The sequence below is a fragment of the Thiomicrospira sp. genome (assembly GCF_014859555.1).
Classification (GTDB): Bacteria; Pseudomonadota; Gammaproteobacteria; order Thiomicrospirales; family Thiomicrospiraceae; genus Thiomicrospira.
Genome location: NZ_JACUTY010000010.1, coordinates 14,816 through 39,420, shown reverse-complemented (window position 1 = coordinate 39,420; position 24,605 = coordinate 14,816). Strand labels below are relative to the sequence as shown.

General features: G+C 43.8%; 25 protein-coding genes. 13 read left to right on the top strand and 12 right to left on the bottom strand.

Going from position 1 to position 24,605, the window contains the following annotated elements; translation table 11 throughout:
* The first annotated feature begins 168 nt into the window (after positions 1-168).
* From IBX48_RS03215 to IBX48_RS03195, 5 genes are read left to right on the top strand one after another with little or no spacing between them, the layout of a single operon-like run.
* The gene (locus tag IBX48_RS03215) at positions 169-1,911 is read left to right on the top strand and encodes a restriction endonuclease subunit S (protein ID WP_296830660.1); all 1,743 of its coding nucleotides are present in this window, start codon (positions 169-171) and stop codon (positions 1,909-1,911) included.
* On the top strand, positions 1,911-3,668 hold the full coding sequence (locus IBX48_RS03210; protein ID WP_296830658.1) for an AAA family ATPase: 1,758 nt from the start codon (positions 1,911-1,913) through the stop codon (positions 3,666-3,668). Before IBX48_RS03215 ends, IBX48_RS03210 begins: the two co-directional genes overlap by 1 nt.
* Complete coding sequence (locus IBX48_RS03205; RefSeq protein WP_296830656.1) at positions 3,665-4,540, top strand: hypothetical protein; 876 nt, start codon at positions 3,665-3,667, stop codon at positions 4,538-4,540. Before IBX48_RS03210 ends, IBX48_RS03205 begins: the two co-directional genes overlap by 4 nt.
* Complete coding sequence (locus tag IBX48_RS03200; RefSeq protein WP_296830654.1) at positions 4,537-5,604, top strand: PDDEXK nuclease domain-containing protein; 1,068 nt, start codon at positions 4,537-4,539, stop codon at positions 5,602-5,604. Before IBX48_RS03205 ends, IBX48_RS03200 begins: the two co-directional genes overlap by 4 nt.
* On the top strand, positions 5,604-7,157 hold the full coding sequence (locus IBX48_RS03195; protein ID WP_296830651.1) for a type I restriction-modification system subunit M: 1,554 nt from the start codon (positions 5,604-5,606) through the stop codon (positions 7,155-7,157). The genes IBX48_RS03200 and IBX48_RS03195 overlap by 1 nt, the downstream gene beginning before the upstream one ends.
* Before the next feature lie 138 nt (positions 7,158-7,295).
* On the opposite strand, the gene IBX48_RS03190 is transcribed toward IBX48_RS03195, so the two are convergent.
* The 3 genes from IBX48_RS03190 to IBX48_RS03180 are packed head-to-tail and all read right to left on the bottom strand — an operon-like array spanning position 7,296 to position 9,812.
* The gene (locus tag IBX48_RS03190; protein ID WP_296830649.1) at positions 7,296-8,570 is read right to left on the bottom strand and encodes an MFS transporter; all 1,275 of its coding nucleotides are present in this window, start codon (positions 8,568-8,570) and stop codon (positions 7,296-7,298) included.
* Between the two features lie 6 nt (positions 8,571-8,576).
* Positions 8,577-9,011 carry a nuclear transport factor 2 family protein gene (locus tag IBX48_RS03185; RefSeq protein ID WP_296830647.1) on the bottom strand — a complete coding sequence of 145 codons (435 nt, stop codon included), beginning with the start codon at positions 9,009-9,011 and terminating at the stop codon, positions 8,577-8,579.
* 33 nt (positions 9,012-9,044) lie between these two features.
* Complete coding sequence (locus IBX48_RS03180; protein ID WP_296830645.1) at positions 9,045-9,812, bottom strand: SDR family NAD(P)-dependent oxidoreductase; 768 nt, start codon at positions 9,810-9,812, stop codon at positions 9,045-9,047.
* A gap of 70 nt (positions 9,813-9,882) precedes the next feature.
* Between IBX48_RS03180 and IBX48_RS03175 the strand changes: the two genes are divergently transcribed.
* From IBX48_RS03175 to IBX48_RS03145, 7 genes are read left to right on the top strand one after another with little or no spacing between them, the layout of a single operon-like run.
* On the top strand, positions 9,883-11,163 hold the full coding sequence (locus tag IBX48_RS03175) for an FAD-dependent oxidoreductase (RefSeq protein WP_296830643.1): 1,281 nt from the start codon (positions 9,883-9,885) through the stop codon (positions 11,161-11,163).
* Between the two features lies 1 nt (position 11,164).
* Positions 11,165-11,962, top strand: a complete 798-nt coding sequence (locus IBX48_RS03170; protein ID WP_296830641.1) for a DUF1365 domain-containing protein — start codon at positions 11,165-11,167, stop codon at positions 11,960-11,962.
* The gene (locus tag IBX48_RS03165) at positions 11,956-13,176 is read left to right on the top strand and encodes a cyclopropane-fatty-acyl-phospholipid synthase family protein (RefSeq protein ID WP_296830638.1); all 1,221 of its coding nucleotides are present in this window, start codon (positions 11,956-11,958) and stop codon (positions 13,174-13,176) included. The genes IBX48_RS03170 and IBX48_RS03165 overlap by 7 nt, the downstream gene beginning before the upstream one ends.
* Positions 13,173-13,712, top strand: coding sequence for a DUF3833 domain-containing protein (locus IBX48_RS03160; protein ID WP_365942344.1), 540 nt, complete (start codon positions 13,173-13,175; stop codon positions 13,710-13,712). The genes IBX48_RS03165 and IBX48_RS03160 overlap by 4 nt, the downstream gene beginning before the upstream one ends.
* Complete coding sequence (locus IBX48_RS03155) at positions 13,712-14,224, top strand: chalcone isomerase family protein (RefSeq protein ID WP_296830636.1); 513 nt, start codon at positions 13,712-13,714, stop codon at positions 14,222-14,224. Before IBX48_RS03160 ends, IBX48_RS03155 begins: the two co-directional genes overlap by 1 nt.
* Complete coding sequence (locus IBX48_RS03150) at positions 14,224-15,681, top strand: deoxyribodipyrimidine photo-lyase (RefSeq protein ID WP_296830634.1); 1,458 nt, start codon at positions 14,224-14,226, stop codon at positions 15,679-15,681. The genes IBX48_RS03155 and IBX48_RS03150 overlap by 1 nt, the downstream gene beginning before the upstream one ends.
* A gap of 25 nt (positions 15,682-15,706) precedes the next feature.
* The gene (locus IBX48_RS03145) at positions 15,707-16,570 is read left to right on the top strand and encodes a MerR family transcriptional regulator (protein ID WP_296830632.1); all 864 of its coding nucleotides are present in this window, start codon (positions 15,707-15,709) and stop codon (positions 16,568-16,570) included.
* Here the strand turns inward: IBX48_RS03145 and IBX48_RS03140 are convergent.
* From IBX48_RS03140 to argC, 6 genes are all read right to left on the bottom strand, one after another.
* Positions 16,567-17,007, bottom strand: coding sequence for a PAS domain-containing protein (locus tag IBX48_RS03140; protein ID WP_296830630.1), 441 nt, complete (start codon positions 17,005-17,007; stop codon positions 16,567-16,569). The genes IBX48_RS03145 and IBX48_RS03140 overlap by 4 nt on opposite strands.
* 172 nt (positions 17,008-17,179) lie before the next feature.
* Positions 17,180-17,572: a 30S ribosomal protein S9 gene (gene rpsI / locus IBX48_RS03135; RefSeq protein WP_296830628.1), complete on the bottom strand. Its 393-nt coding sequence runs from the start codon at positions 17,570-17,572 to the stop codon at positions 17,180-17,182.
* Between the two features lie 10 nt (positions 17,573-17,582).
* Positions 17,583-18,011, bottom strand: a complete 429-nt coding sequence (gene rplM / locus IBX48_RS03130) for a 50S ribosomal protein L13 (RefSeq protein ID WP_296830626.1) — start codon at positions 18,009-18,011, stop codon at positions 17,583-17,585.
* Between the two features lie 249 nt (positions 18,012-18,260).
* Positions 18,261-19,466: a citrate synthase gene (locus IBX48_RS03125; protein WP_296830623.1), complete on the bottom strand. Its 1,206-nt coding sequence runs from the start codon at positions 19,464-19,466 to the stop codon at positions 18,261-18,263.
* Between the two features lie 17 nt (positions 19,467-19,483).
* Positions 19,484-19,825 carry an iron-sulfur cluster insertion protein ErpA gene (gene erpA / locus IBX48_RS03120; protein ID WP_029935992.1) on the bottom strand — a complete coding sequence of 114 codons (342 nt, stop codon included), beginning with the start codon at positions 19,823-19,825 and terminating at the stop codon, positions 19,484-19,486.
* Positions 19,826-19,941: 116 nt separating this feature from the next.
* Positions 19,942-20,985 carry an N-acetyl-gamma-glutamyl-phosphate reductase gene (argC, locus tag IBX48_RS03115; RefSeq protein ID WP_296830620.1) on the bottom strand — a complete coding sequence of 348 codons (1,044 nt, stop codon included), beginning with the start codon at positions 20,983-20,985 and terminating at the stop codon, positions 19,942-19,944.
* A 135-nt stretch (positions 20,986-21,120) separates the two neighbouring features.
* On the opposite strand from argC, the gene IBX48_RS03110 reads away from it, so the two are divergent.
* Complete coding sequence (locus tag IBX48_RS03110) at positions 21,121-21,585, top strand: hypothetical protein (RefSeq protein ID WP_296830618.1); 465 nt, start codon at positions 21,121-21,123, stop codon at positions 21,583-21,585.
* Between the two features lie 97 nt (positions 21,586-21,682).
* Here the strand turns inward: IBX48_RS03110 and groL are convergent, their stop codons facing one another.
* From groL to IBX48_RS03095, 3 genes are all read right to left on the bottom strand, one after another.
* Entirely contained in the window at positions 21,683-23,314 is a 1,632-nt protein-coding gene (groL, locus tag IBX48_RS03105; protein WP_296830616.1) for a chaperonin GroEL, read from the bottom strand.
* Between the two features lie 54 nt (positions 23,315-23,368).
* Positions 23,369-23,656: a co-chaperone GroES gene (gene groES, locus IBX48_RS03100; RefSeq protein WP_296830614.1), complete on the bottom strand. Its 288-nt coding sequence runs from the start codon at positions 23,654-23,656 to the stop codon at positions 23,369-23,371.
* 189 nt (positions 23,657-23,845) lie between these two features.
* The gene (locus IBX48_RS03095) at positions 23,846-24,601 is read right to left on the bottom strand and encodes an EAL domain-containing protein (protein WP_296830612.1); all 756 of its coding nucleotides are present in this window, start codon (positions 24,599-24,601) and stop codon (positions 23,846-23,848) included.
* Positions 24,602-24,605: the final 4 nt, after the last annotated feature.

Sequence of the window (24,605 nt, the reverse complement as noted above, 5' to 3'; positions counted from 1 at the left end):
ACCGCTAGCTGATCAAGCCGAGCTTAATGGATTTGTCTACAATCTCTTTTTCGACAAGGAGGTTTACAAAAAGCCTGAAACCGTTTAGGTTTAGCTTAAACAAGGTTACTAATGCCATTAGCAACGAACCAGGTGCCCCGCGACCGAAATAAATCAGGATTATATTGCGTGAGTGAAATCGAAACGGCTCAACTTCCCAAAAATTGGTTAACTTTACCTTTGTCGGAAGTCATTCAGACTCAAAAAGGTAAAAAGCCTCGTGATTTAGGTGAAAAGTCAGAATTAAGAACAATCCCATACATCAACATAAAAGCTTTTGAAAAAGGCATAATTACTGAATATGCACCAGAGCAAGAAGCCGTTTGCTGTACTCAAAAAGATGTTTTATTAGTGTGGGATGGAGCAAGAGCCGGGCTATCAGGACGCGGAATTAGTGGGTACGTGGGTTCAACGTTGGCTAAAGTAACATCAGACTTAGTCGATATTAAGCTCCTCGCCTATTTTTTTGAATCTATTTACAAAACACTTAATGCGCAGACAAAGGGCGTTGGCATCCCACACATAGATCCAATCGTTCTAAATAACCTACCATTTAATTTGCCTCCCAAAGCTGAACAGCTCCGCATAGTAGATAAACTCGAAGAACTTTTCTCTGAACTTGAGGCTGGGGATAATGAACTCCAAGCCGCACAAATCAAACTCAACCAATATCGTCAATCTCTGTTAAAAAGTGCCGTTGAAGGTTCACTGACCCAGCAATGGCGAGAGGAAAATCGCACCAAAGTGCAAGAAACGGGTGAACAACTGTTAGTGCGAATTTTAAAACAGCGTAGGGAGCAGTGGCAGCAACAAAAGCTTGCCGAGTTTGCCGAAAAAGGCAAAACACACCCTAAAAACTGGCAAGACGCATACCCAGAACCGGTTCAACCAGATACTACCGATTTACCGGAACTGCCAGAAGGTTGGGTATGGGCGAGTTTAGATATGTTGGGAGATATCGTTTCGGGTGTAACAAAAGGCACAAAAAGAAAAGCTGAAATAAAAATGCGTGAAGTACCTTACCTTAGGGTTGCTAACGTACAGCGGGGCTTCTTGGATCTTGATGAGATCAAGACTATTTTGGCCACTGAATCTGATATAAAAAAATATACGTTAATGCCAGGTGATATTTTGTTTAACGAAGGCGGTGACAGGGATAAGTTAGGTCGTGGATGGGTATGGTATGGCGAAGTGGATAATTGTATTCATCAAAATCATGTATTTCGTATGCGGGCTTTTGTGACTGATTTAGTCCCCGAGTTTATCTCACATCACGGAAACACATTTGGAAAATTATGGTTTCAGAATGCAGGTAAACAAACGACGAATCTTGCCTCAATTAACAAAGGAATTTTGCAAAAGTTCCCTGTGCCATTAGCTCCAGCAGTAGAGCAAAAGCGAATAATAGAATTGCTTGAGGAAGAGTTAACTCTTCTAGCAAAACAAGAGGAATATACGCTCGCGGCTCTAACAGCTTCCCAAGCCCAGCGTAAAAATATCTTAAAGTCGGCGTTTTCAGGACAACTGGTACCGCAACACCCTAATGACGAATCTGCTTCAGTGTTGCTCGAAAAAATCAAACGTGAGCGTGAAGCCTTAGCCAAAATGCCTAAACCCCGTAAACCTAGTAGACCTAAAAAAAAAGTTAATCTGATGAATACCTTACTCGAAGTGTTAACCGCAGCTGATGGCTGGCTTGATGCCCAAGATGCCTTTGAAAAATGTGGCATTGTGGATAAAACCTCAACCGATCGTATCGAAGAAATTTACAGCGAACTGCGTAAATTAGAAAAAGCAGGCAAAATCCAAATTCATCGTCTAGGTCACTTCGACCAATTAAAATTGACCACGCAAGACGTTAAGGAAAACTAATGCGCCTAGCTTCATTTACTATCGGATCAGATCGCGAAGGCGAGTGCCAGCGTTTTAAAAACCTAAAAAATGTCACCATCGACTTTGAAGAGCAAGAATGGATCACTCTTGTCATTGGCTGGAACGGCACGGGTAAATCTAACGTACTTGAGGCCTTGGCTGTACTTTTTCGTGATTTAATTATGGGTAAAAACGATAGGAATGAAAAAGATAAACCTTCTTTTTCCTATACCCTAAGATACTTTTGCCATAACAAAGAAATAGAAATCAGTGCCGACCCTGAACGCGATAAAAATACTTATTTAGTCAGCTACCGTGATTTAGGTGAGAATAAAGACTCGGGCAGCACTTTGCAAGTGGATTTACTAAGTGTCTTGTCAGACAAACCCGTATTAGCGTCACTTAAATTTAATGAATTCAAAAAGCGCCAAGATGAGTTTTTGCCTAAATATGTATTTGGCTACTATTCAGGCCATAGTGACCGCATGCAGTCGGTCTTTCGCCCTTATCTTCAGCAATATGATAAAAAGCTACGCAACTCAAAGTCGGAAGACCCAGGGCTAAGACGCTTGTTTTATGCACTGCCTGTGCACAGCCAATTTGTGCTATTAGCCTTTGTGCTTAACCAAGACGATCTAGTCAGGCATTTTTTAGATACCCAGCTCGGCCTAGAAACTGATGAAAATGCAGAAAGTATCGACTCGGTATTGCTTGAACTTAATGAGCCCTCATGGAATTTAAATAAGAGTAAGGCTCCCAAAGGTACTTATGGAGCATGCCAAGATAAGCCTGATATTTTTTGGGGCGCTGAAGGTGTGGTTCGCGATTTTTTAAATCGTGTGCATAACGTCGCTACCGCGCCAATTAAAATTAGACGTGATGATGATGCAACCTTATGGAATAAAAAAGGCCGTGAATACTTGTATATGTTCATCAAGGACATTAATAAGCTCACTGAGTTAGTTGGCGACCAAGAGCCTAGACAGTTTTTCCGCGACCTTGAAAGCACTTATGTTTCTGAGTTAATCAGCGAAGTGCGTATTCGCGTTAAGCTTAAAAAGAACGATGGTAGTGTGACCTTTCGCGAACTGAGTGAAGGCGAGCAGCAGCTATTAACTGTGTTAGGCCTACTGAGATTTACCGCTGAAGAAGAAAGTCTATTCTTGTTAGATGAGCCCGACACCCACTTAAACCCCAAGTGGAGCGTAGATTACATCGACTATCTCAATAAGTTTGTCACCTCTGGCTCTAAGGGTGAAAATAACAGTCATATTGTGTTAACCACTCACAACCCAATCGCCATCGCTGAATTAACTCGAGATCAAGTTCAAATCTTAAGCCGCGACGATGATACTCGCACCATTGAATCACATAAGCCGCAGCATGACCCTCAAGGCATGGGGTACGCAGGTATCATCACCAGTGATATGTTTGGTTTAGGCTCAAGCCTTGATAAGCGAACTCAAAAACGACTTGAAACATATCGAGCGCTTGCAAGCATCGAAAACAAAACCAAGTTTGAAGCACTTCGTTTTCAGGTCATTTCTGAATGGTTGGATAATGATAGATTTAGCATGTCTCAACGCGATGATGACTATGAGCGTTATATCAAAATCAGGAATTCACTTTTGAAAGAACAATCCGGAACCGATGATTACCAGCAACTAGTAAACTTTGCACTAAGTTTATCGCAAGAAAAACGAGATGAAATTGCTAAGCAGGTTATCGCTAAGTTGCTGAAAGAGGATCAACAATGAGATTTGTTGATAATACTTTTATCAATTTACCTGCCAACTGGGAAGATAAAGCCGAGGCTGCTAAAAATGAGTTATTAGCAGGTAACATTGTTGCTGATGATCGTAGTGCCATTTGGAAAGAGTTAAAAGAAAGCCTAGAAACCCTATCAAATGGGAGATGCTGGTATTGCGAAACGAATATCCCGAGAGCCGATAATGCTGTCGACCATTATCGGCCTAAAGGCAAGGTTCAAGGTGTTGCATTAACTGCTGACGGCAAATCCTTAACACGATATGACATTGAACCTGAACATTCTGGTTATAAATGGACAGCATTTAAACCTGAAAACTTTCGTTTTTCCTGCCAACACTGCAATGAGTACAGAAAAGACCTCCAAGGAACAGCAGGTGGTAAATGGAATTACTTTCCCTTGGTCGATGAACAAAAACGTGCCTATGAAGAGTTAGATGAAGACAATGAAGTGCCTGTCTTACTCGATCCATGTAAAAGATTGGATTGGCGGTTACTTTCTTATGACAAATCAGGTGTGCCATTTTCTCGATTTGAAGAGGGGTCGCCGGAAGATATTAAAGTAAAACTCTCTATTCGACTGTATCACCTTGATCAAAAAAGATTAAATGAAGGCCGGATCGCTCAATGGAAACTTTTTAAGCCACTGATAAATGAAACAAAAAAATGGTACTTAAAAAAACTTCGTCAAGACCAAGGCGCCGATGCTTACTTTGAACAAAAGCTTCGAGAAATAGGGAAATGGTTTCACCCTAATAATAAAAATACTTATTTAGGTTTTCTTGTATATCAGCTTGAGCAAGATAGCGATAAGGATGCGCTGCATCCATGGATAGGTGAACTTATTAGGACGGTAGGATGAGTAAAGAAATTGTCACTAACACTGAATTATTTGGTGAAATTCAAACATTAATCACCCAAGCCAAGCAACAAACGGCGGTGGCAGTTAATGCCGCGCTAACCATGATGTATTGGCAAATTGGTCAGCGTATTAACCAAGAACTACTCAAGGGTGAGCGGGCAGAGTATGGTAAGCAGATTGTGGCCAATTTAGCTCAGCAACTCACTCAAGCGTTTGGTAAGGGATGGAGTGCAAGAAACATCGCCTACATGATGCAACTGAATGAACAATTTCCAGATCAACAAATTTTGCACTCACTGTGTGCAAAATTGAGTTGGAGCCACTTTAGGCAGCTCATTAGCTTAAAAGATCCGCTTGCCCGTGAGTTTTATGCACAGATGTGTGCCGCAGAATTTTGGAGCGTACGGACCTTAAGTGAGCGCATCAATAGTATGTTGTTTGAGCGCACAGCATTGTCCAAAAAGCCTGAAGAAACGATAAAGCTAGAACTAGCGCAATTGGCGCAGCAGCAGGTTACTCCAAACTTATTACTAAAAGACCCTTATGTATTGGATTTTTTAGGGCTCAATGACCATTATCTCGAAAAAGATTTAGAGGATGCTATTTTACGCGAGCTAGAACAGTTTTTATTAGAGCTTGGCGCTGGATTCTCGTTTATCGCACGGCAAAAACGTATTCAGCTTGATGGTGATGACTTTTATATCGACTTGTTGTTTTACAATCGTCAACTCAAGCGTTTAGTGGTCATTGACTTAAAGTTAGGAAAATTCAAACATCACTACAAAAGCCAAATGGAGCTTTATCTTCGCTGGCTAGATAAGTACGAACGTCAAGAAGGTGAGCAGGCGCCTCTTGGCATTATTTTGTGCGCCGAGAAAAATCAGGAGCAGGTTGAACTTTTAGAAATGGATAGTGCCGGTATACATGTCGCTGAATACTTAGCCGTGCTACCCGACAGAGAAATTTTGCATCAACGTCTACAACAGGCTATCCGTACAGCACAAGACAGGTATAATCAGCGCCCTTTATTGAATAATACCTCTCAGGATTTGGAAGACCATTAGTGAACGCTCCTGCATTAGTACAGAAAGTTTGGAATTACTGTCACACCTTACGTGACGATGGTGTTGGCTATGGCGATTATTTGGAGCAGCTAACCTACTTATTGTTTTTAAAAATGGCTTACGAATACTCACAGCCCCCTTATTCACGCGATACCAAGGTACCTAACGATTACAACTGGGATTCATTAACTGACTTAACTGGTATGGAGCTAGAAAATCAGTACCGTAATGTATTGAATATACTATCTGATGCCCCGGGTATGCTGGGCGCTATTTTTTATAAGTCGGAAAATAAAATCCCTGATCCAGCAAAACTGTCACGCATTATAAAAATGATCGACGAAGAAAGCTGGATCAGCCTAGATGCCGATACCAAAGGCGATTTATACGAAGGTTTGCTGCAAAAGAATGCTGAAGACACAAAAAGTGGAGCAGGACAGTACTTTACGCCACGCCCATTAATTGATGCCATGCTGGCTTGTGTTCGACCTGAAGCAGAAAGAACGATTCTGGATCCAGCTTGTGGCACAGGCGGCTTCTTTTTAAGTGCCAGCGACTGGATCACTTATGGCGATGAGAGGTGGATTGAGAAAGGCATGAACCACTGGAATCCGTCTAAACATGACCCCAGCACAATTGCCAAAACCAAACTCAATAAAAACCAAGCGAACTTTTTACGGGATGAGACCTTCTTTGGTAATGAAATCGTGCCCTCAACCCGGCGTATGTGTTTAATGAATTTGTTTTTACATAATATTGGCAGTATTGATGGTGAACCAAAGATAGAGCGCGCGGATGCTTTGCTTACAGCAATAAAGGGCGACAACAAAGTAGATTATGTATTAGCTAACCCACCGTTCGGTAAAAAAAGTAGCATGACCATTACTAATGCTGAAGGTGGCGAAGATAAGGATGTCTTGACATACAAGCGCTCAGATTTTTGGGCCACTACAACCAATAAACAGCTTAACTTTTTGCAGCATATTGTGGCGAGCTTAAAAGATACTGGTAAAGCCGCCGTTGTATTACCTGATAACGTATTGTTCGAAGGTGGTGCGGGTGAGCGCATTCGCCGAAAGTGGTTGATTCACTGCGATGTACATACCATTTTGCGTTTACCGACAGGTATTTTTTATGCTAATGGTGTGAAAGCCAATGTGGTGTTTTTTGATAATGCACCACGGGATGAAAAAGTGCATACCAAGGGAGTTTGGTTTTACGACTTAAGAACCAATAAGCACTTTACGTTAAAACAACGTCCAATGACGCTGCATGATCTTAAAGATTTCATTCAATGCTATCACCCTAAAAATCGCCACGAACGCGAAGAAACTGAACGCTTTAAATATTATAGTTATGATGAGTTAATCAACCGTGATAAAGCCAGTCTTGATGTGTTTTGGCTTAAAGATAATAGCTTGGATAACCTTGACAACTTGCCCCCCCCCGACATTCTTCAACAAGAAATCATTGACCATTTAGAAGCTGCACTGGCTGCATTTAAGGATGTGGCTACAGGATTGCCGGATAGCAACCAAAAACTAAGTATGTAAATCTACTACAAAAAATGTAAATATTTGCATGTCTATCTAGCTCTACCAAGCAAGAATTTTTAGCGGTCGCAGACTAACATCAAAAACCTACTTTTATAAGGTGCTATTAAAGCCCAGTTTTGTTATTTTTAATACTCTTTATTTCGCGCCTGTCAACCAAACCAACACCAGTAGTTTTAGGGCGATCGGTACACCAGCATACAGCCAAACTAGGGTTGTAAAACTTGCGGCGCTTTTATCATCCCAGCCCATCCAATCGAGCAACGGAAAAGCCAAACCGACGGCTAAGGCCAACGCCAATTTGGTTAACATGCCCCACACGCCAAACAGTAAACCACTCAATGCCACTTGGTTTTGACTTAAGTCTTGTGCAATATCGGCCTGAATCGAACCGGGTAAGGCGACATCGGCGCCCAAACTTAAACCGGATAAAAAGCTGATGAGCATAAAGCCATATAAATCGCCGGATTGCAAAGTAAACACCCAGCCAAAACTTAAACAAGCCAATAAAATGGAAGCACGCCAAGCGGTGTATTTGCCTATTTTGCTGGATAACTTAACCCAAAACGGCAAGGCCAAGACACCGGCTAGAAAAAACGTCATCAGCAATAAACCTGTCTGCGGCGTCAAATCCAGGTAATGCTGCACAAACAATAAAAACAAGGTCGCCGGAAACGCATTCGCCAGGCTATTAATAAAATAAGCTGGCCAAAGTTGGCGACTGGCGGAGTCATATTTAATTAACCACCAGGCCTGCTTGGCTTGCGCCCAATTTAAGCGCCAACTTTGGTTTGATGTTGAATCGGAAGCACTAGCCGGCAAAGCCACCAGATTAAGTCGCCACATCATTAGCGCCAAACCCAGCGTTAAACTAATCGCAACAATCGGATACAACCAACTAAACAACAGGCGGGTATCGTTGGGATCACTTAGGGCTAAAGGCAACAACAAGACACTGACTACCCCCAGTATCGCAAAGGCTTCACGGCTTGCGGTAAAGCGGGTTTTTTCATGGTGTTCTTGGGTGACTTCGGCAGATAAAGCTTGGTAGGGAATCATAATCAAAGTCCAAGCCAAATAAACTAACAAAGCCCACACCAACAAATGCCAAGCGCTGGGATTATTGGGCAATAACAATTGCCACAAACTCACCAATAACAAACCCCAACCCAAAGTCATCAGGCCATAACGCCCGCGATGGCTGAGACGATCACGCCACCAACCAATTAACGGATCGGATACCACATCCGTGACCCGCGCCAATAACAACATCAAACCTACCAGCGCCATCTCGACACCTAACTCATAATAATAAGTCGGCAAATACACATATAACGGAATGCCCAGCATCGCCAAAGACCAAGATGGCAAGCCGTAAACGATGGGCTGGGTTGTGCGCGGGTTAATCCTCATTGGTATTTAGCGGGCTTTCAGTCGGTTAGCGACTAACTTAATAAACCAACCTAGCACGGGAATTTTGCGATACACGTATTCGCCGGTATCCCAATAATCCATATGCACAATCACTTGGCCAGCTTCGTTGAACAAAATTTTACTCATGCCATTAATTTGCTGAACATCGGCATTGGGCTTTAACTTGAAATAGAACCGCCATTCCAAATAACCGGTTTTATCCGCACCCGCCATATGATGAATCCGAAATGACGGTTCATGCAGGGTTTCAAACATATGTTTAAAAATCTGTTTAAGCGACACGAGTCCGCGCACTTCGTTAAATGGGTCTTTAAAATATATCTTTTGGTCAAACACCTGAACAAATTCTTGATCAATCGTCTCGGGTGTTAGGTTTTCAAACAAATTTTTATAGATGTCTAACTGATGTTGAATGTTCATATTAATTTCCTGTTCGGATTTAAAAGCCCCAGCTTAATGCAGCATCTTTTTGGTAAACGCCAACGACCAGCGATAAGGCAACACTTTTAGCAAACTGAGCATAACACGCAAGCCAAATGGAAAGCGGATTTCAAATCCACTTGAACGCTCTAACCCTTGGTTAATTAATATCGCGGCTTGAGTTGGTTCCACCAGGCCTGGCATATCAAACGTATTTTTTTCAGTCAAACGTGTTTTAACAAAACCGTGATTGATGATTTGCAGTTGTAACCCATTTTGCGCCAACTCTGGCTGTAATGACTCGGCCAGATTCACCAACGCCGCCTTAGGAGCCGAATAACCACCGCCATAAGGCAGACCAAAATAGGAAGCAAGACTGGTATTCCAAACCCAGCGCCCTGTTCCCTGCTCGGCAAACAAAGGTTGCAATGCCAACATTAACGACACCGCACCTAAATAATTCGTCTGGTTCATAAAATTAAAACTCTGCCAATCCCACTCTTTAATCGTCATGGGCTGATAAGCGCCAACATTATAAAACCACATATCCAAGCCATCGTACAACGACCAGGCCTGGTGGCTTTTAACCTGACAATCTTGCGGATCAGTGACATCTAAGTTTAGACAACTTAAGTTTGTATAAGCTCGTTTTAACTCCGCTAACTCAACCGATGATTCAGCATTACGGGCAGATGCGACGACTTTATGCCCTTGTGCCAACCAAATTTTGACGAGTTCCAAACCAATTCCTTGTGATCCGCCCACAATCCAAATTTTTTTGTTCTGTGTGTTTTTTTTCATATCGCCCCCTTGTACATCTGTACAATTTATGTATAAATATAATATAACAAACTAACGACGGACAAAGCAAATGTTTGAGCAGGATAAAAAATACAAGGTCGCCGTGATTGGCAGTGGCATCAGCGGAATCAGCGCGGCTTGGTTTTTAAGCCAACGCCATGATGTGACCTTGTTCGAAAAAAACGCCAAACTCGGCGGCCACACCAATTCCATCGAAACTGAAGTCAGCGGTGAGCCGACCACCGTGGATACTGGCTTTATTGTTTATAACGAACCTAACTATCCTTTGCTTAAAGCCATGTTTAAGCATTTAGAGGTGGCGACCCACCCAACCGATATGAGTTTTGCGGTCTCCATAGATCAAGGTCGATTGGAATACGCAGGCAACAATCTGAACACCTTGTTTGCACAACGCAAAAACCTGTTTTCTATTCGACATTGGCGCATGATTAAAGACATTCTGCGTTTTAACAAACTGGCCAAAGCAGATTTAATAGGTGGCTTAAACCCCAACTTAAGCCTGGGTGAATATTTAACCCAAAATAACTTTAGCGAAACCATGCAGCGTGATTACTTGCTCCCGATGGCCGCGGCGATCTGGTCTTGCCCGACCGACACTATGTTGAATTTTCCGGCACAGAGTTTCTTACAGTTTTTTGCTAACCACGGCTTGTTAAATGTCAACGACCGTCCACAATGGCGCACGGTCAAACAGGGCGCACATCAATATTTAGAGAAAATTTTAGCGCTCAAACGCTTTCAAGTGGTTCAACAAGGCGTCACCGAAGTCTTCACTTCATCAAGTGATAAGGGGGTGCGAATCATAAGCGCGGATGGCGAGTCCTACCAGTTTGATCACGTCGTGTTTGCGTGTCATGCCGACCAGTCTTATGCCTTATTAAAAGATCAAGGTTTTGAGCTGTTAAACCACTTCCAATATCAGCCCAACCAGGCCTGGTTGCATACCGATGTTGAGCAAATGCCGCGCATTCGTTCGGCGTGGGCTTCGTGGAATTATCTGAGTGGTCAAGATCGTCAAGCCAAACAAGCGGTCGCGGTGACTTATTGGATGAATCAATTGCAACCACTCGGCATTCAAACCGATGTGTTTGTCACCTTAAACCCGATTACCGAACCCAAAGCCGATTGTGTAATTCAAAAAATTGAATACGAACACCCGGTGTTTGATCGCGCGGCCATGCAAGCCCAAATAGAATTGGTTAATTTACAAGGTCACAAAAACTGCTGGTTTGTGGGGGCTTATTGCGGTTACGGATTTCATGAAGACGGCCTAGCCAGCTCGGCCCAACTCGCCAAACACTGGCAGATTAATTTGCCGTGGGAGGTGTAAGATGGCGTCAAATCTATACGTTGGACAGGTGATGCACGAACGCATGCAACCGGTGGCTTATCACTTTAAATACGCCACCACCAGCATCAAGGTGGACATTGATCAAATCCAACAAGAGTCGGACAAATTACGCTGGTTAAGTTTTAACCAATTCAACCTTGTCAGTCTAAACGAACGTGATCACGGCGCACGCGATGGCACATCTTGGCGAGTGTGGATTAACGGCTTTTTGGCCGAATACAACCTAGCTCGCCCCGCTCGAGTGGAGCTGATATGTTATCCGCGTATTTTAGGTTATGCCTTTAATCCGTTGGCGATGTGGTATGCCTATAATGCGCAAAATCAGTTAATCGCAGTGATAGCCGAAGTCAGCAATACGTTTGGTCAATGGCATCATTATTTGCTTAAACTTGAGCCACAGGACTCGAAATCGGATTCCGATTCAGCCAGTCATATCAAAGCCCAAGCCGATAAGGTATTTCATGTTTCGCCTTTTATCGATATGCAAGCACGTTACCACTTTCGATTACGCCCGCCGACCGATCAAGTTTATACCTACATTAAAGAAACACGAGACGGCGACGCGTTTTTCTACGCCAGCCAAACGGGTAGATATCGCCCTTTAAATAACACCAACCTACTCAAACTCGCTGGCATTGCGCCTGTAAGCATGCTCAAAGTTATCAGTCTGATTCATTGGTGGGCGCTTAAAATCTGGTTAAAAGGCGGCAAATTTAACACCACCCCTAAACACTTGAAATCCGTTCAGTATAGTCATTCGGAGATGTTCTTATGTTAAGCAAAACTCAATCACACACCCTCAGCTCTAAACGTGCGCCTTTTTATGGCGCGATGCTGTTAAAGAAACTGCCATTTAATCAACTCAATGTGGGTTCACTCACGGTAAAAATTGGTGAACACCAACACCGTTTTAATGGACAACAAGCCGGCGTGCATGCGGATCTAATTCTGCTGAAACCTTTGACGTTTATGTGGTTGCTAGTCACCCAAGGTGAACTCGGCTTTGCTAAAGCTTATGCCAATGGTTTAATTGAAACCTCAAACTTGCACAGCCTGCTGAAATTAGGCGCGGACAACGAAACCGCTTTAGCTCGCACTTTAAAAGGCCATAGCTGGTTTTATAAACGCCTGCTTAAACGCCATCAGGCCAACCATAATTCGATTGAAAATAGTCGTGAAAACATTTCAGCGCATTACGATTTAGGCAACGACTTTTATCAACTTTGGCTTGATTCAAGCATGAGTTATTCGAGCGCATTATTTAAGCACCCTGAGCAAGACTTAACTGAGGCTCAAGTTCTTAAGTACCAGCGCATTTTGCATGCACTCGACTTTGAAGAGGGCGAACATATTTTAGAAATCGGTTGCGGCTGGGGCGGTTTTGCTGAACAAGCGGCACGCCAAGGCGCCAAAATTTCGGGTATTACTTTATCGCGCGAACAACTTGAATTTGCTAAACACCGCCTGCGCGATGCCGGGCTCGACCACCAGGCCTGCTTAAGCCTAACTGACTACCGTCATCAAGATGGACAGTTCGACCATATTGTGAGTATTGAAATGTTTGAGGCGGTTGGTAAAGAATATTGGAACGACTACTTTGAACAACTCAAACGCTGCCTAAAACCAGGCGGCAAAGCCGTATTACAGATTATCACCATCGACGAAGACTATGCCGACGCCTATCAAAACGGGGTCGACTTTATTCAAACCTATATTTTCCCGGGCGGTTTATTGCCTTCAAAAACCCAATTGCATGAATTAGCACAAGCACATGGTTTTAACGTTACCAACGAGTTAGCGTTTGGTCAAGATTATGCTGACACCCTTAACCTCTGGCGTCAGCGATTTGATCAACAACGCCCGGCGCTGGAAAAGCTGGGTTACGACGCTCGTTTTCAACGTATCTGGCATTATTACTTGGATTACTGCCGAGTGGGTTTTGAAACCCAGCGCACCGATGTCGTTCAAATCACTTTGGAGCACGCATTATGACAACCCGAATGGTCTTAATATTCGCTTTAAGCCTTAGTTTACTCACAGGATGTAGCAGCATGAGCCCAACCAACTATGAACACACCGAACCCAAGCTGGATTTATTCGATTATTTCGAAGGCCACACCTTAGCCTGGGGTCAATTTCAATCTCGCTCCGGCGAGCTGCAACGCCGTTTTACGGTTGATATTAACGGCCAAGTTAAAGCCGATACCTTAGTATTAGACGAACAATTTGTGTATGACGATGGTGAAACCGAACAACGCATTTGGACCATCAAAAAAGTCGGCGATAATCAGTACGAAGGTACCGCTGGTGATGTGATCGGCAAAGCGACTGGCCAAGCATCCGGAGCTGTTTTTAACTGGCGTTACACGCTTGATTTACCCTATAAAGATTCAAGTATCCATGTGAAGTTCGATGATTGGATGTTTTTGCAAACCGATCAAGTCATGCTTAACCGTGCCAAAGTCACCAAATGGGGATTCCGCGTGGGTGAAGTGACCTTATTTTTCCAAAAACCGGATCAACCATAATGTGGCGCACCACGGTTTTAATCAGCCTCCTAGCGGGTTCTTTGTCCGTCCAGGCGCAGTCTTTAATAACAACCGGCGAAGGCACGGCACGCTGGGGTTTTATAAAACTCTATGATGCCAAGTTAAAACTGCCAGAGACGGTTCGAATTGATGAGGTTTTAGCTGACCATGTGCCAGCACAGCTTGAACTTTGTTACGCTCGACGCTTAACCGTCGCCAACTTTGTTGATGGTGCAAATCATGCCTTAGCCGATGACTTACCCCAGCAACAACGTGAAGCGGTTGACCGCTTGCACGCGGCTTACCAGCCCGTTAACAAAGATGACTGCTATTTGCTAGAACATGATCCAGAATTGGGTACCGCCTTAAAACTCAACGGCCACGAATTGGTTCGCATTGCCACACCCGGATTTAAAGCCGTTTATTTTGGTATCTGGCTGGGTGAGCACCCCTTGTCTGACAACTTAAAAACTCAACTATTGGGCGTTTTAGCCAACAAGGGGGCATCATAATGACCAGTCTTATCTGGCTTCAACGTGATTTGCGCTTAAGTGATCACGCCCCACTTATGCACGCAATTAAACGCAACTGTAAACTGGTAATAGCTTATTTTCATGATCCTAAACATATCATTGGCGAAGCTAACAATGCTTGGCTGGCCGACAGTTTATTAAATTTACAAAAGACCATTCGCCAACAAGGTAGCGAATTGCTCATGCTAGAAGGCGATTTTAGTCACAACTTTAGCCAAGTTTTAAGCCATTATAAAACTGATGAAGTGCTATATCACTACGAAGTAGGCGAACCTTTTTTAAGCCAGCAACACTTAGCCCTTCAAGTTTGTCATCAACATAAAATCAGTTTGCAACCCTTCGACCAGGCCTGGCATCCAGCCGAGCAAGTGCTGACGCAAAAAGGTCAGATCTATTCAGTATTTACACCTTTTTATAAAAAACTGCTGACCCTGCTAAATCAAGTCGACTATCCTTACGACGCACCGGATAATTTACAACAAACAAAGCCAGCCCAAACGCCCCGGCCAGAATGGCTAAATTTACCCGCGTCATTAAACAAACTCAGACAAACCGCTTGGGCGCAACGTATGATATCCCACTGGCAAATAGGCGAGCACCAGGCCTGGTTGCAGGTAAAAAACTTTTGTGAAAATTCCTTAAATGACTACCCGATTCAACGCGACTATCCAGCTGAACCGGCCACCAGCAAATTGTCTGTACATTTACAGTTTGGTGAGTTATCAGTTCGTGAACTGTTGCACTACTTACAAGGTTTAAAGGCTCAGCCAGAATATGATGTTCACGCCATAGATAGCTTTATCCGCCAACTCGCTTGGCGTGAATTTGGTCGCTATTTATTGCACTTTAACCCATTATTGGAAAACCAAAGTTTTCAGTCTAAGTTTAATAATTTCCCGTGGGATGATGACCCAGATAATTTGCGCGATTGGCAGCTAGGCCAAACCGGCGTACCCATTATTGATGCTGGCATGCGCGAGTTATGGCAAACCGGTTGGATGCATAACCGTGTACGTATGTTAGTAGCCTCCTGGTTAACCAAAAATGCCAATCTAAGCTGGCGTGAAGGCCAGGCCTGGTTTGCAAATACGTTAATAGATGCCGACCCAGCTAACAACGCGATGGGCTGGCAATGGGTCGCCGGTTGCGGAGTCGATGCTGCGCCCTATTACCGCTTATTTAATCCAGTGGTGCAAAGTACGCGTTTTGATACCCAGACCGAATACATTAAACACTGGCTGCCTGAACTTAAACCTATTCCGGCTAAATGGGTGCATGCGCCTTGGCAACACCAGAATGAATTAAAGTCCATCGGTTTTGACCTGCCTAAACAATATCGAATCCCAAAGATTGATTTAGCCCAAAGTCGGCACAATCACCTTGATCGAGTGCAAGCCCAAAAAAGTTATACGCAAGCATTACAGTTGCAAAATTAACCCTATAGAGTATTATGGCAAAATTATGAATTCAATTGATCAGAACGCCCTCTATCCAATCCGAGAAGTTTCCCGCTTAACAGGCGTGAAACCCATAACACTGCGCGCCTGGGAAAGGCGTTATGACTTGATCGAACCGGTTAGAACCGAGTCGGGTCATCGTTTATATACTCAAGAGCACATAGATTTTTTAAATCAGGCACTTAAGTTAATGGACGAAGGCATTCCGGTAAGTCGGGTTAAAGCAGTATTATCGGAAAGAGTGGTCGGTGAAACTAAATGTTTTGGCCAGGCCGATCCGCTTGATCAATTGGCCATTTTAGAAAAAGCCATGCAAGCGATTACGCAACTAAATTTGGTGAAAATCCACCGTGTACTCGATCGTTTGTTTGCTGACTACAGCCTAACCCCTTTACTAGAAGTGCTTATTGAACTCGATAACCAACTCAAGGCCAATCAAACCAGCACTCTCTCAATTAAGATTTGGCACAGCGCACTGCAAGAACGCTTGCATGTCCGGCTTCATCACTTTCAAGTACGTAATCACCTGCCAAGCAAACGCATCTTTATTCAAACCACCAGTCAAAACCAGAATTGGATTGCAAAATTAGCCGCTGTTTTTTGTTTTGAACAGGGCTTTCAGCCCATCAGTTTGGATGAAATGATTCCATTTGAAAAGCTGCAAGATGTGATTAAACCATTAAACATTTATGGTGTGATATTGATTGATAAAAATGAATCTTCGTCAATGCAGTGGCAGGTTTGGTTTGAACACTTTGCCAGCATGCGCACCTGGGTAATGGGAAGTGCCGACATTGAAGATTTAACGCCACCCAGCATTAACTGTGAACTACGTGGTTGGCCAAACTGGCTATCACCGCTCGCTTAAAGCGATTTAAGTTGAGCAATTTCAGCTTTAGCCGCCTTTAACTCTAATGCCAGTTCTACCTGTGTTGTGACGTCTTTTTGAATACCTATATAATAGGTAATCTTATCTAGCTCATCATAAAATGGCGTGACACTTAGTTCATTCCAAAATGGCGTTCCATCCTTGCGATAGTTTTTCAAAATTGTTCTCACAGGTTGTGTCGAATTAATTGCCTCACGAATCGCATCTACCGCCGCTTGATCCGTGTCGTCACCTTGTAAAAAACGACAGTCCTGATACAAAATATCCTCAGAAGTATAGCCAGTTAGCTTTTCAAATGCCGGATTAACATAAACCAAGATCGTATCGTCGCCCTCTTTTTCGGCCAATACAATACCATCTTGCGCGCTCTCTACCAACTGCAACAACAACTCACTACGTAAATTAAACTTCTTCATATGTATTCCATTGAGCCATTCCATTCGTTTCGACATTCTAGCAAGGTTATAAAAGGTTTAAAACAAAACTGAGTCTATAACTAAGGAAATATACACTCTTTAAAAACTGGAACGGAGACTAGAAAATAAAAAACCCGCCGAAGCGGGTTTTTTAACAGAATCTGAAACGAGATTAACGCTTCGAGAACTGTGGACGACGACGCGCTTTGCGCAAGCCGACTTTTTTACGTTCTACTTTACGTGCATCACGTGTCAATAGATCACGTGAACGTAGAGCGGTACGATTACCTTCTTCAAACGAAAGTAAAGCGCGTGACAAACCATGACGGATTGCACCAGCTTGACCGGTTGTACCACCACCCACTACGGTGATGTAAGCGTCAAACTTGCCTTCGCTTTGGGTTGCTTGTAATGGCTGATTAATCACCATCAAATCTGTTTCACGAGCGAAATATTGGTTCATTTCGCGACCGTTTACCATCATCTTGCCAGAGCCAGCGCGTAAGAATACACGAGCGACTGAGCTTTTACGACGACCTGTTCCGTAATATTGTTCTGCTGCCATGAAATTCCCCTTACAGCTCTAGTGGTTGTGGTTGTTGTGCAGTATGTGGATGCTCAGTACCAGCATACACTTTAAGCTTACGATACATATCGCGACCCAACGGACCACGTGGCAACATACCCTTAACGGCTAATTCAAGCACGCGCTCAGGCTTAGACTCAAGCATTTTTTCAAATGAAATTGTCTTTAAGTTACCGATGTAACCAGTATAACGGTGATACATTTTGTTTTTACGCTTGTTACCGGTTACACCGATTTTTTCTGCGTTAACGATCACGATATAGTCACCACAATCAACGTGAGGAGTATATTCAGGCTTATGCTTACCGCGTAAACGTAAAGCCACTTCAGCCGCCAAACGACCTAATGTTTTGCCTTCAGCATCAACAATGAACCAGTCGCGTTTTACTTCTGCTGGCTTTGCTACAAATGTTCCCATTTCAAAAATCCTAATCTAGTAAATAATCCTAAACTGCAAACTTAATCTTATTCAGATCAACTCCGCATCCTTACTGTTTAACGGGCAATAAGAGGGGGAAGGATTAATAAGAACGGAGATTATAAAGAAGATGCAACCAGGTTTCAACTTATATATGCATTCAGGCTTAATTTAAATGTTTTCATAAGCCAATGAATTGGATCGTTTTTTAAGTAGGATTCAATTCACCAAGCATTTAAGCACCATTTGTTAGCGATCACTTACCGCGGACGGGTCTTTTAGCATCGCGCTAATACCTTCTCCACGCTGGTCAACCGATAGATAACATGAATTGCCCGCGCCGGTATAAACCTGAGTTGGGCGGAAAATTTTGTTGTTCTGTAATTGTTCACGCCAGTGCGCCATCCATCCGGCCGAGCGTGCCACCGCAAAAATGGATGTGAACATTTTCGGGTCAAAGCCCATTTCTTTATACAGAATGCCTGAGTAAAAATCCACATTTGGGTAAACACCCTTGTGCCCTAGATGTTCTTCACAGACTTTTTCGACTTCAAGCGCGGTTTTAAACATTAAACTTAACTCGCCACTTTGGTTTTTCTTTTGCAGTAGCTTTTCGGATAAACGTTGCAAAATGGTGGCTCGTGGGTCTTTGGTTTTGTATTCGCGATGCCCCATACCCCAAATGACTTTTTTCTTCGCCAGACGATCTTCGATATAAGCGCGTGCATTCTCTGGGCGGCCAATCGTCTCAAGCATCTCGATCACCATCTGGTTCGCCCCACCATGCAGTGGGCCGGATAAAGAGGCGATGGCCGAAGAAATAACCGAGCAAGGATTGGCTAGGGTGGAACCCGTTACCATGGTGGTAAAGGTTGAGGCGTTAATGGTGTGTTCAGCATGCAAAATTAAACAGGCATCAAGCAAACGTGCCCAATCGGGATCGGGTTCTTCGCCAGTTACCATATATAAAAAGTTTTCAGCGTAGGTTAAATCTTTGCGTGGTTCAATTGGATCGTAACCGTTTCGCATATGCTCCCACTGCGCCACCAAGGTGGCCATGTGAGCGATGATTTTCACGGTTACATCGTTGATGTAGTCTTGGTTCTCAGTGCCGCCTTTCATGTATTCGGTACTAGGGTAAAAACTCGCCAAACTGGCGACCACCACCTGCAACATGTGCATAGGATGGGTGGTTTCTGGCAAGTTTTTCATAATCTCGCGAATGTTGTATTTAACACGACGATGATTACGTAACTGGTGATCAAAATCCGCCAATTCGCTAGCCGTGGGTAACTCACCAAACAATAACAGCAGCGTGGTTTCTTCAAACGACGACCGCTCGGCTAATTCCATAATGTCATACCCACGATACGTGAGCAGTCCCTTTTGACCGTCGATAAATGAAATTTTCGATTCGGTGGCCGGAACGCCCGCCAATCCTGGAATATATTGCATGCTTACTTCCTTAACACTTACACACTAAAAGACGAGCCACAACCACAGGTTGTGGTGGCGTTCGGGTTTTCTATGACAAAACGCGCACCCTGCAAGTCTTCTAAATAATCAATTTTTGCACCGACAAGATATTGGAAACTCATTGGGTCGATCAACAAAGTCACGCCATCGCGTTCAACGGATGTATCGTCTTCAGCCTGTTCTTCATCAAATGTAAAGCCATACTGAAAACCAGAGCAACCGCCACCGCTAATGTACACGCGCAGTTTTAGATCCGGGTTTCCTTCATCGGCTATTAAACCGCTTACTTTTGCAGCGGCTTGTTCAGTAAACTTTACTGGGGTTGGCATCTCAGACATGGTCGTCTCCTCAATTTATGCTGCAGTGTCGATAAATCAGCGCCCAAAAAGGTCGCCCAGTTTTATCGACCGGGTAGATCATTATAAACCAAAAGCCTAATGGCTGCGAACTCGAACTAAGGCATTAGCGCGACTTGCTCCAAACCGCAGGTCTCTTCTAAGTCAAACATCAAGTTCATATTTTGTACCGCCTGACCCGACGCACCTTTTACCAGGTTGTCGATGACTGAGGTCACTACGACTACATCGCCGCCCGCCGGACGGTAAACCGCCATCCTACACATGTTCGAGCCTTTTACCATGCGGGTATCTGGTAAGCTGCCAGCAGGCATCACATCCACAAATGGTTCTTGTGCATAATGCTCTTCAAATAAGATTTGCAGCTGCTCTTGCGACCAGTCTTGGTTTAACTTGCCATATAACGTCGCCTCAATCCCGCGAATCATCGGCACTAGGTGCGGTACAAAGGTTAAACTCACCCGCGATCCGGCCATGTGATTCAAGCCCTCTGAAATTTCTGGTAAATGCCGATGCCCATTAATACCATAGGCTTTAAAGCCTTCACTGGTTTCGGCACTTAAAGAGCCTACTTTCGCACCACGACCTGCACCACTAACACCCGATTTGCCATCTGCGATTAAGTGATCAATATCCACCAGGCCTGCTTTTAGTAAAGGTTGAAAACCTAACTGAATCGCAGTTGGGTAACAACCTGGGTTCGCAATAACCTTGGCGGTTTTAATTTTTTCACGGTTAAATTCTGGTAGACCATACACCACTTCGTCCATAATTTCTGGGCAGGTGTGCGCCATGCCATACCAGCTTTCCCAAACTTGTAAATCGTTCAAACGAAAGTCGGCCGCCAAATCAATCACGCGCACCCCCGCTTGAACCAACGCCGGCGTCAAACTCATCGCAACACCATGCGGGGTGGCAAAAAACACCAAATCACAATCGGTTAAAGTCGACATATCTGGCCCTGAAAACACCAAGTCATAATGCCCGCGTAGATTAGGAAACATCTCAGCGACCTTCATGCCCGCTTCAGAACGAGAAGTGATGACTTTTACTTCGGCGTGTGGATGATTGGCTAGCAAACGCAACAATTCAACACCGGTATAACCCGTGCCGCCAACAATTCCTACCTGAATCTTTTTCATAACCCACTCCTTAGTTTTCGGACATGATAATTAAGCTATTTTATCGAAACCCAACAGGCTTGCATTGAAATTTCACCCAGAAATCGTGTATTTGCTTAGAATAGAACTCTTCTAAACCGAAAAACGGGATTCACCATGAAAAAACTCGCCCTGATACTACTGACCTTGATACCAGGCCTGGTGGTTGCCCAGCCCACCATGGAAGTCAAACATAACCTTTACCAAGTCGGACAACAAGCTTTGACCGACAATAAACCTTTGGTGATATTTTTTAACGCCAGTTATTGCTTGCCTTGTGAAAAACTTAAACAACGCGCGCTCAACGCCATTATTCGATTCGAACACTTTCCCGCTGGAACCCATTTTGTAGAAGTTTTTATTGACAGCCCGCAAGTGTTAACCGACTTTTATAATCAAACCACTACCGCTGAAGATTTTGCTTTATTTCATAATATCGTTGAGCTACCCAGCTTACTGTTTGTAAATGGTGAAGGGCAAGAACTCGCGCGCCCGATCATAAATAACGGGGCTTATGATTTTTTTGGACACTTATTAAACAGCCGCCTGGATGTCGCGATAGACGAGCTTAATTCGCGCTAATTTTTAGTAGAAATTTTGATACAAAAAAGCCCCGACTAACTGAGTTAGCCGGGGCTTTTTATTGAACGTAATAAACGTTGATCTAATCTAAATTAGATTACATCATGCCGCCCATTCCACCCATGCCGCCCATATCAGGGGCTGAGCCGCCATCTTTCTTCGGTAGATCCGCAATCATCGCTTCAGTCGTAATGATTAGGCCTGCGATTGAAGCGGCGTTCTGTAGCGCAGTACGCGTTACTTTAGCTGGGTCAATAATCCCCATTTCGATCATGTCGCCATACTCTTCAGTTGACGCATTGAAACCAAAGTTACCTTTGCCTTCCATGACTTTATTCACAACCACAGAACCTTCTAAGCCACAGTTCTGTACGATCTGACGCATCGGTTCTTCCATTGAACGTAAAGCAATCTGGATACCAACCTCTTGGTCGTGGTTGTCACCTTTAACGGTCACATTCGACTTAGCGCGAACCAAGGCTACACCACCGCCAGGTACGATACCTTCTTGTACCGCAGCACGTGTTGCGTGAAGCGCATCGTCTACACGATCTTTCTTCTCTTTCATTTCCATTTCAGTTGCCGCGCCAAGCTTGATCACCGCCACACCACCAGAAAGTTTAGCTAAACGCTCTTGCAGCTTCTCTTTGTCATAATCAGACGTGGTATTCGCTAATTGTGACTGGATCTGCGCACAACGTGCTTCGATGTCGGCTTTAGCACCGATACCATCAATAACCGTGGTGGTGTCTTTACCAACATTGATGTTTTTCGCTTGACCTAAATCTTCTAACGTAGCACCTTCCAAACTCATGCCAACTTCTTCAGAAATAACCGTTGCACCGGTTAATACTGCAATGTCTTGCAACATGGCTTTACGACGTTCACCAAAACCAGGCGCTTTAACCGCGGCCACTTTAACGATGCCACGCATATTATTGATAACCAACGTCGCTAGTGCTTCACCTTCAACATCTTCGGCAATAATCAATAACGGACGACCTGATTTTGAAACCGCTTCTAAAGTCGGGAGCAATTCACGAATGTTAGAGATCTTCTTATCATACAAAAGCACATAAGGGTTATCGAGCTCGGCCACCATTTTTTCTTGGTTGGTGACGAAGTAAGGCGATAAGTAACCACGATCAAACTCCATACCTTCTACCACTTCAAGCTCATCATGCAATGAAGAACCTTCTTCAACCGTGATCACACCTTCTTTACCAACACGTTCCATCGCGTCCGCAATCAACTTACCAACGGTGCTGTCAGAGTTCGCTGAGATCGTACCTACTTGAGCAATCGCTGCCGTCGTTTCGCAAGGCTTAGACATTTTCTGGATTTCAGCAACCACCGCTTCAACCGCTTTATGAATACCACGGTTAAGATCCATTGGGTTCATACCAGCCGCAACCGATTTCATACCTTCACGCACAATCGCTTGTGCAAGCACGGTAGCGGTGGTTGTTCCGTCACCAGCGACATCATTGGTTTTAGAAGCGACTTCTTTAACCATTTGTGCGCCCATGTTCTGGAACTTGTCTTCCAACTCAATCTCACGTGCGACCGTGACACCATCTTTGGTTATGGCAGGTGCGCCAAATGACTTTTCAATCACCACGTTACGCCCTTTAGGGCCAAGCGTTACTTTTACGGCGTTTGCTAGGACGTTAATCCCTTCAACCATACGCTCGCGCGCTTCAATTCCAAATCTAACTTCTTTTGCCATCTTCGTGATTCCTCAATTTAATTCATTTCGTTATTCGTCTAACAAGATATCGACTTAAGCATAAACTGCAATAATGTCGTCTTCGCGCATAACCAATAGCTCTTCGCCATCAACTTTTACTTCTTGACCGGCATACTTGCCAAACAATACTTTGTCGCCCGCTTTCACAGACATGGCGATAACCGTACCGCTATCAGAAGCCTTACCTGGACCGACTGCAACTACTTCGCCTTCGGCTGGTTTTTCTTTCGCCGAATCTGGAAGTACGATACCGCCAGCTGATACTTTTTCTTCTTCTAAGCGACGCACAACAACGCGATCATGCAAAGGTTTAATGCTCATTGATTTTCTCCTAACTCAAGTTTGATAGAGGGGTTTTACAACTGTTGATGCTCAATTTTGAGCACCCACTAAAAATTATTTATTTAAAGACAAGGCTAATATGGGGCTGGTAAAACCAGTTTCAAGAGGAAAAATGAAATTTTTATTGTTAATTACGCAATCACCAGGCCTGGTGATTGTTTCCGAGCATCACCAATCATAAGTCGGCAGACTTTCAAAACCGGGCTTGGCAAAGTAATAACCTTGCATTAAGTTAATATTCAAATCACTGCAAAAATCAACTTCGGCTTGTGTCTCCAGGCCTTCGGCTAAAACGGTGACATTCAACTGACAACACATATCCACCAAACTTTTAACAATAATTTGTTTGGTTTTATGGGTATCAATGTCTCGCACCAACTCCATGTCAATTTTCATAATATTGGGCACAAAACTTGCCAGCGTATTTAAGCCAGCATGGCCCGCACCAAAATCATCCAACGCCGTAGTAAAACCTTGCTTTTGGTAGTACTCGAAAATTTTAGTTAAATGCGCGACATCTTGCACCTGTTCGGACTCGGTAATTTCAAACATAATGCGCTCGATCGGAAAACCAAATTTATTGGCAGCCTGTAGGGTACTTTGAATGCAATGCGCAGGTTCATATACTGCATTTGGCAAAAAGTTGATACTTAACATGCTGCCCAATTTTAACTCACTGGCTAACTGAATCGCCTTTACTCGGCAAGCCTGGTCAAATGAATAACGGTTGTGATCATTAACCTGGCTTAAAATACTCCAAGCCGACTCACCCTGTGGGCCACGAACCAAAGCTTCATAACCAAACATTTTACGCTTTGAAAAATCAACGATGGGCTGGAATGCAAACGTGAAATCAAAACCCAGCTCAGCGTGGCATTTCCCGCAACCGGATAGGATTTCTTCAATGGGAAAATGTGTCGGCATACAA